General features: G+C 69.6%; 8 protein-coding genes. 5 read left to right on the forward strand and 3 right to left on the reverse strand.

Features of this window, described 5'->3' with window-relative positions; genetic code table 11:
- Nucleotides 1-58 precede the first annotated feature (58 nt).
- The 3 genes from KUM32_RS01865 to KUM32_RS01875 are packed head-to-tail and all read left to right on the forward strand — an operon-like array spanning nt 59 to nt 3,315.
- Nucleotides 59-694 carry a DUF1963 domain-containing protein gene (locus KUM32_RS01865; RefSeq protein WP_254404890.1) on the forward strand — a complete coding sequence of 212 codons (636 nt, stop codon included), beginning with the start codon at nt 59-61 and terminating at the stop codon, nt 692-694.
- Nucleotides 695-727: 33 nt separating this feature from the next.
- On the forward strand, nt 728-1,099 hold the full coding sequence (locus KUM32_RS01870; protein ID WP_217139963.1) for a transposase: 372 nt from the start codon (nt 728-730) through the stop codon (nt 1,097-1,099).
- Nucleotides 1,039-3,315 (forward strand): helix-turn-helix domain-containing protein, encoded by a 2,277-nt coding sequence (locus KUM32_RS01875; RefSeq protein WP_217139964.1) that lies wholly within the window; start codon nt 1,039-1,041, stop codon nt 3,313-3,315. The genes KUM32_RS01870 and KUM32_RS01875 overlap by 61 nt, the downstream gene beginning before the upstream one ends.
- Here the strand turns inward: KUM32_RS01875 and KUM32_RS01880 are convergent.
- Together KUM32_RS01880 and KUM32_RS01885 are read right to left on the reverse strand one after the other, a co-directional pair.
- The gene (locus tag KUM32_RS01880) at nt 3,300-4,232 is read right to left on the reverse strand and encodes an alpha/beta hydrolase (protein ID WP_308408565.1); all 933 of its coding nucleotides are present in this window, start codon (nt 4,230-4,232) and stop codon (nt 3,300-3,302) included. The two genes, KUM32_RS01875 and KUM32_RS01880, sit on opposite strands and share 16 nt — an antisense overlap.
- A gap of 84 nt (nt 4,233-4,316) precedes the next feature.
- A complete protein-coding gene (locus KUM32_RS01885) occupies nt 4,317-5,399 on the reverse strand; it encodes a helix-turn-helix domain-containing protein (RefSeq protein WP_308408566.1) in 1,083 nt (360 codons plus the stop codon).
- 329 nt (nt 5,400-5,728) lie between these two features.
- Here KUM32_RS01885 and KUM32_RS01890 point away from each other — a divergent pair, with 329 nt between their 5' ends.
- Nucleotides 5,729-5,947, forward strand: coding sequence for a hypothetical protein (locus KUM32_RS01890; RefSeq protein ID WP_217139967.1), 219 nt, complete (start codon nt 5,729-5,731; stop codon nt 5,945-5,947).
- A gap of 75 nt (nt 5,948-6,022) precedes the next feature.
- On the opposite strand, the gene KUM32_RS01895 is transcribed toward KUM32_RS01890, so the two are convergent.
- The gene (locus KUM32_RS01895) at nt 6,023-6,454 is read right to left on the reverse strand and encodes a MarR family winged helix-turn-helix transcriptional regulator (RefSeq protein WP_217139968.1); all 432 of its coding nucleotides are present in this window, start codon (nt 6,452-6,454) and stop codon (nt 6,023-6,025) included.
- Nucleotides 6,455-6,515: 61 nt separating this feature from the next.
- On the opposite strand from KUM32_RS01895, the gene KUM32_RS01900 reads away from it, so the two are divergent.
- Nucleotides 6,516-7,046: a hypothetical protein gene (locus tag KUM32_RS01900; RefSeq protein WP_217139969.1), complete on the forward strand. Its 531-nt coding sequence runs from the start codon at nt 6,516-6,518 to the stop codon at nt 7,044-7,046.
- The last annotated feature ends 6 nt before the right edge of the window (nt 7,047-7,052 follow it).

Below are 7,052 nucleotides of genomic sequence, written 5' to 3' on the forward strand. Positions count from 1 at the left end.
CGACGGCCGAGGGACGGAAAATCTTGCACCGGTACCGATGTGATCTAGAGTCCCGGCCATGACGACTCTGATGATCGATGCCGGTCCCTCTGCGCCAGAAGCGCTGGTAACCCGGACAGGCGGAGTGCCCCTGGCTCCGGCCGGCACTGAATGGCCATGTTGCGCCTCATGTGAAGGCCCGATGCAGTTCCTTGCCCAGGTCGTGTTGGACGATGCCGGAGAAGGGGGCGGGGACGGCAGACGAGGAGTCCTTGCCTTGTTCGCATGCCAGAACGACCCGGGCATGTGCGACGAATGGGATCCGAACTCCGGAGGGAACCGGGCCTTGCTCTTCCCCCTGGATGCCCTTGAACCGCTGCCTCAGCCCAAGGGTGTCGAGGAAGCATCGCTCGCGCTCGGCGCGGTTCGGGCCGTCGTCCTGGAGCGTGCGTCCGAGGATGACTACGATGTGGCCCGCGAAGCGTGGGCAGCGAGAAGTGAACACACCGAGTCGTCTGTGCTTGGGCAGCTTGGCGGACGTCCCGCCTGGATTCAGGGAGACGAGACCCCCTCGTGCCCCTCGTGCGCCCGCACGATGCCGTTCGTCGTCCAGCTGGAAGAAGGGCCGGATGACATGAATTTCGGCGGCGCGGGCAGTGCCTACGCGTTTGCCTGCGAGCCGTGTGGCCGAGCGCTGTTCCTGTGGCAGTGCTGAGTCCGACTCGGCGATCGTGACCTTTGGTAGCGAGTGCCTTCGGTTCCGGTCGCGCATCGGGACGCGATCGCGCTCGTCGACTCCTCGGGCAAGACGGTCACGGCGGTCGCCCGGGAGCTCGGCATCAGCTCCGAGTCCCTGCGTGGCTGGTACCGCAGAGCGAAGGCGGACCGGGGCGAGGGCACTCCCGGCGAATTGAGCAGTGCCGAGCGCGAGGAGCTCAAGCGGCTGCGGCGGGAGAACCGCGAGCAGCAGCAGACGATCGAGATCCTGAAAGAAGCGACCGCCTTCTTCGTGAAGGAGAACGACCGGTTCTTCGCTCAGGGGAGAACAAGGGGAGGGTCATGTCCGAGGAGAAGCCGTTCGGCGTCGCCCTGCGTGCTCTGCGTCAGCGGGCGCGCTTGACGATGGAGGAGGTCGCCGAGGCGTCGGGGGTCAGTGTCCGGGCGATCGGTGACATGGAGCGGGGACGCAGCCGGGTTCCGCAGCGCCGTACGGTGGTGGCGCTGGCGGACGGGCTGGCGCTCGACGATCGGGAGCGGGAAGAGCTGCTCGCCACGGCGCGGGCCGCACGCCCGACGCGGGCGGTGGCGGTGTCCGGGACGCTGGTGCCGCCGCGATCGGTGCGGGACTTCACGGGGCGCGGACCCGAACGTGCCCGGCTGCGGAAAGCGGCGGAGCAAGTGGGTACCGGTGGAGGCGTGCCGGTTTCGGTCGTCTCGGGCCCCCCGGGGTGCGGGAAGACGACGCTGGCGCTGAAGACCGTGGCGGACCTGGCGGAGATGTTCCCCGACGGGTGCTTCGTCGTGGACCTGCACGGGGTGGCCGGCCCTGTGGACCCGGCCGAGCCGCTGCTGAAGCTGCTGAAGGCCCTGGGGGTGTCGGATCGCCGGCTGGGGCAGGAGGATGCGGCCGGGCGAGCGGGCCTGCTGAGAGCCTTGCTGGGCGAGCGGCGCTGCCTGGTGGTGCTGGACAACGCGCGCGACGAGGCGCAGGTGCGTCCGTTGCTGCCCGCGGGCGGACGGAGTCTGGTGCTGATCACCAGTCGGAGGCCGCTGACGGGACTGGAGGACGTCGACCGGCTGACGCTGTCGGAGATGACGCAGGACGAGGCGGTCGAGCTGTTGCGCCGCATGCTGGGCACGGACCGGGCGGACGCGGAAGCCGGAGCCGTGGCGCAGGTGGCGCAGTTGTGCGGACGTCTGCCGTTGGCCCTGCGCGTGGCGGGGAACTGGCTGACCGTACGGTCCGGATGGAGCGTCGACCACCTGGTCCGTCGTCTGGCCGACGAGGAGCGTCGGCTGGGCGCCCTGACAGCGGGTGATGTGCGGGTGGAAGCGGCGTTCGAGCTGTCGTACCGGGAGCTGAGCGGGCAGGCCGCACGGATGCTGCGGTTGCTGAGCCTGGTCCCGGGTCCGGACATGACGGCCGCGTACGGCGCCGCGCTGACCGGGACAGGGCTCTACGAGGCCGAGGACGTGATGGAGGAGCTGGTAGAGAGCGGGCTGCTGCAGGCCACCCTCACCGGCCGCTACCAACTGCACGACCTGTTGCGGCTGTTCGCCCACGCACGGCTGTCCAAGGAGGAGGAACCGGGCCGGCGGGAAGCGGCCGAGGACCGGCTGCGTGCCTGGCTGCTGGAGACGGCCGTGGTCGCCGGTCGCTGGTACAAGCCCAAGTACGGGGCACCGCCGCCCTCCTGGCAGGGCCTGGTCGCCCTGGAGAACGCCGAGCAGGCCCGGGCCTGGCTCCAGAGCGAGGCCCCCGCCTGGCGCGCGGCGTTGCACAGCGCCGCAGACAAGGGCGAGTACATCCGGGTCGTGGAGACCGCCGACGCCATGGAGTGGTTCTGCGACCTGTGGGTCTTCTGGGGGCACTGGTCCGAGGTCTACGACCTGTCCAGCCGGGCCGCCGCCGCGCTCGACGACCCCGACACGCAGGCTTTCCACCTCAACATGCAGGCCTGGGCGCTGGTCGAGTGCGACCACAGGTACCACGAAGCCATCGAACGGGCCGAAGAAGGCCTGCGGTGTGCCCGCCGCGCCGGGAATGTTCCCCAGCAGGCCTCGGCCCTGTCGCATGCGGCTGTCGCACACCGCAGACTCGGCGAGGCCCGTGCGGCCGCCGAGAAGTCCCTCGCCTCCATCGACCTGTACGAGCAGGCCGACGACTGCGAGGGCTGGCTGGGCGCCATGGTCACCTACGGTTCCTCCCTGCGCTTCCTCGGCCGTGCCGCGGAAGCGCAGGTCCAGCACCGGCGCATCATGGCCTTCCTCGACGCCCCGGACCGCCCGGTCAGCGGACACGTCGCCGACATGACCCGCGCCCACACGACCTACGCACTCGGTCTTGACCACATCGTCCTGAAGGAGTGGAGCGAGGCCGCCCAGCACCATCGCGACGCCGTGGCCCAGTTCCGGCGTGTCGGCATGCCCCACATGGCGGGCAGCGCGCTCGTCGGGCTGGGTGAAGCCCTGATCGAACTGGGAGAAGGCACCGAGGCCCACTCCTGCCTGAGTCAGGCCCTCGACCTCGGTGACGCGGCCGACAGCGTGGTCTTGAGGAAGGCACGGACGCTCCTGGACTCACTCCCGGACGCGGATGGTCAGCCACGACGCTGATGCAGAGCGACGTGCACGGTGTCGAGAGCCTGGACGAGGGCCGCGCGGGCGGCGTCGCTGTCACACAGCGGGTCGAGCACCATGAAGTCGTGGACGGTGCCGTGGTAGCGCATGGAGACCACCGCCACGCCGGCCGCACGGAGCTTCGCGGCGTAGGCCTCGCCCTCGTCGCGCACCACGTCGGCCTCGCTGGTGACCACCAGCGTCGGGGGGAGCCCGCTGAGCTGCTCCACGGTCGCCCGCAGTGGTGACGCGGTGGCCGCGCTCCGCTGCCGTACGTCGGGCAGGTACTGGTCCCAGAACCAGCGCATGGTCTCGCGGTCGAGAAAGTACCCCTTGGCGAACTCCCGGTACGAGGGGGTGCCGAAGTCGGCGTCGGTGACCGGGCACAGCAGCACCTGCTGCAGCAGGTGCACGTCACCGCGCTCCTTGGCGAGCAGGGTCAGCGCCGCCACCAGGTTGCCGCCGGCCGAGTCGCCCACGGCGGCCATCCGGCTCCCGTCGAGCCCGATCTCCCCGCCCTGCTCGCAGATCCACCTTGCGACCGCGTAGCACTGCTCGACGGCGACCGGGTACCGAGCCTCCGGGGCTCGCTGGTACTCGACGAAGACGACGGCCGCGTCCGTGCCGAGGGCGAAGGCGCGCACCAGGCGCTCGTGGGTGTCGGCGTCACCGAGGACCCAGCCCAGCCCGTGCAGAAAGAGGACGACGGGCATCCTGTCGACGCTGCCGGCGGGCCTGACCACCTGCACGCGCACGTGACCGGTCGGCCCGCCCGGCACTGTGAACCACTGCGTGGAGGTGGCTTCCTCGTCGAGAGGGTCATGGTCGCCCCGCGCCTGGAGACGGGCCAGGTCCCGCCTGGCCTGCTCCGGGTCCGGGGCGTGCGCCGGCCGTGGGCACGTGTACCTGTCCACGAACGCTCGGGTCGGCTGGTCCAGGACCGCACGAGGGTGGGGCACAGGGACGAAGTCGGTCATACGGTCTCCAGCCGAGAGGGCCTAGCGGGAAGAGGCGAGACGATGGTGCGGCGCACCGTGTGCCTGATCGGGACGGGGGAACGTGATCGCGCGGTTGCCGGGCCCGGCCACTCCGGCCGGCGCTGTCCGCGTGTCGGCAGGGAGCCGCCCGATCAGGTCGTGGGCGGTACGCAGCTCGCGCCATTCACGAGGAGAGACGCCGTAGGCGGCACGGAAGGCGCGGCTGAAGTGCGCGGGACTGACGAAGCCCCAGCGTTGAGCCACCGAGGACACGGTGGGGGCCGTCCTGGCACGGCGGGCCAGTTCCCTGCTGCACTCCTCCAGGCGTCGTTGCTGGATGAGCCGGGCGACGGTGATGTCCTCGCCCTCGAACACGCGGTGCAGGTATCGGATGGAGATCCGGAAGGTCCGGGCGATGCTCTCCGGCGACAGAGCCGGGTCGCCCAGGTTCCGGTCGATGTGTTCGCGGATCCGAAGCAGCAGGTGGCTGCGGGCGGTGTCCGGGGCGGCGCCGCCGGGGTGGGCCCGCTCGGTGATCAGGGTGGCGAACAGATCCACGACGTTGCCTGCGAGCCGGTTCGTCACGGCCGCGGGGTATCTGCCGGCCGAGGAGGCGAGGTTCTCCAGGAACGGGAGCAGCATCGCGCCGAAACCGTCCTGTGTGCCGATGGCATCGCCCGTCACCCGACGGATGTCGCTGTCCGGTACTCCCAGTGTCCGGCGAGGGAGTTGGAAGACATGTGCGGAAAACCGCCGCGGATAGTCGAAGGAGTACGGCCGTGTCGTGTCGTACACCACGAGATCCCCTTCGCGTACCTCGGCCCGCCGGCCGTCCTGGACGAAGGTGGCCGTACCGGATATCTGGACTCCCACCGCCATCAGGGCCTCGGACGATCGGGTGATCAGCGCCGGAGTGCGGCCGATTCGTTCCGCGTCGGCCTCCAGGGTGGATACCTGCAGATACCCGAGGTGGTGGGTGGCGATCCGGCCGTCGAACGGGCCGTCGCCCTGCGGGGCGACCGTCATCGGTACCAACGTCCTGCTCACCGCATCGTTCCAGTACGCGACCTTGTCCTCGTCGGGTACGGAAGCGGTCGTCAACACCAGGCTCAATCTGCTCTCCGCTCAGGAAAGATGTCTCAAGGCCGCGAGGGACGGGAACGGACGGCCGCGCTGTCCGCGGACGGCAACGGTCGATGCCCGGCGGGGGGCGGACGCTTCCTCGTACGGGCAGCGACCTCGCTGGAGCGCAACCGTGCCGCTCCGGCGAGGCCCGGTTCCTACCCGCAGGAACAGCCAAACAGTGGACGGCTGACGATCCCAGGCAGAACCGCAGGCAGAAACGCACGAGCGGACGGACGGCGCCGAGGGAGGACGGTGCCGAGGGAGGACGCAGCGGTCCGGCCTCTGTCCCGACGCAAACGGGAGCCTCGGTGAAGCGGCACGATCACCGGCGTCCTGGCAGAGACGGACACCCTCCGACGGTCGATTCCGCCCTGGCCAGTCTCCGCGACGAACTCGAGGAACAGACCGCGGCCGACACCGCGCTGCGTGAGGAACTCCAGGCCGCCGCCCGTACCGCGCAGCAGGCCGAACAACGGCTCCAGCCGTGGCAAGTCGGTCTGTCCCGCCGCATCAGGACCTGGCAGTGATCAGTGCTGTGCCTTGCGCGCCGCATGTCGCGGCGGGTGTGGTGGGGTCTCACCACGTCGGCCGGTAGCGGGCGTTCAGCGACTGTCACCGGACAGCAGTCGCTCGATGATGTCCTTGAGCGCTGACACGTCGCCAGGGTCGAGCCGGTCCAACAGGTGCCGACGGGCCGAGGCCTCCAGAGTGGGCGCCGACGCGTCGATCGCGCGTCGGCCCGCCGGTCGCAGGGTGATCTCCACACCACTCGCGACCTTGGTGCGCGCGACGTAGTCGCGTTTCTCCATTCTGGTCAGGAGGTGCGAGAGCCGTGTCCGGTCCCAGCCCAGGGCCGTGGCGATGGCGTTCTGACGCAGGTCACCGCCAGATTCGTGCAGGCATACCAGGACACTCAGCTCCGGTTCGGAGAGGCCGGATGCCGTGGTCGTGTCGGCGATGACCGCGGCGCGAGTCGTCTCGTACGCGCGCTTCCACAGCAGCCACAGTTCGGTCGCCTGACTCCCTGTTGACATGTCAACACCACCCCTTCTAGTGTTCGACCATACAAGTCCGTCCACTCGTAAGGACTCTGCGATGTTCGACGCTCGACGGCACTATGTCAGCCTGCGCTCGTTAGCGCTTCTCCCTCTCGTGCTGTTCCTTCCGGCCGTGATCGCCTTCTTCGTGGACCCGGACGTGGAGTGGGGGGAATACCTGGGAGTCTTCTTCCACCTTTCCATCCTGTTCCTCGTCTCGCGCCTGGAAGCGGCACCGTGGGCCAAGGCGGCCGGCTACGGATGGGTGGCACTGGACGTGCTCGCCGGCATTCTGATGATCAACGAGATCGAGTACGACACCGCCTGGGCGGTCCGGCTCGGCGGGCACGTCCTTGCCGGTGTCTGGATCGTGTCGAGTTCCCTGGTCAGCCGGGCCTGGCCGGTCAGCGCGGTCGGCGTGATCACGGGTCTCTGGCTTGCCGCGTACTCCTTCGTGGGGAACGTGCTTCCAGAATCATTCCTGCGCCCGGCCGGCATCCTGATCCTGGTCTGGTTCGCCCTCCTGGCGGTCTTTCACCGACCGGCTGAGGACCGGTCGGCGACACCGACGAGTCCAGCACCGGCGTGACGCGTG

It is taken from the genome of Streptomyces sp. AC627_RSS907 (assembly GCF_019049165.1).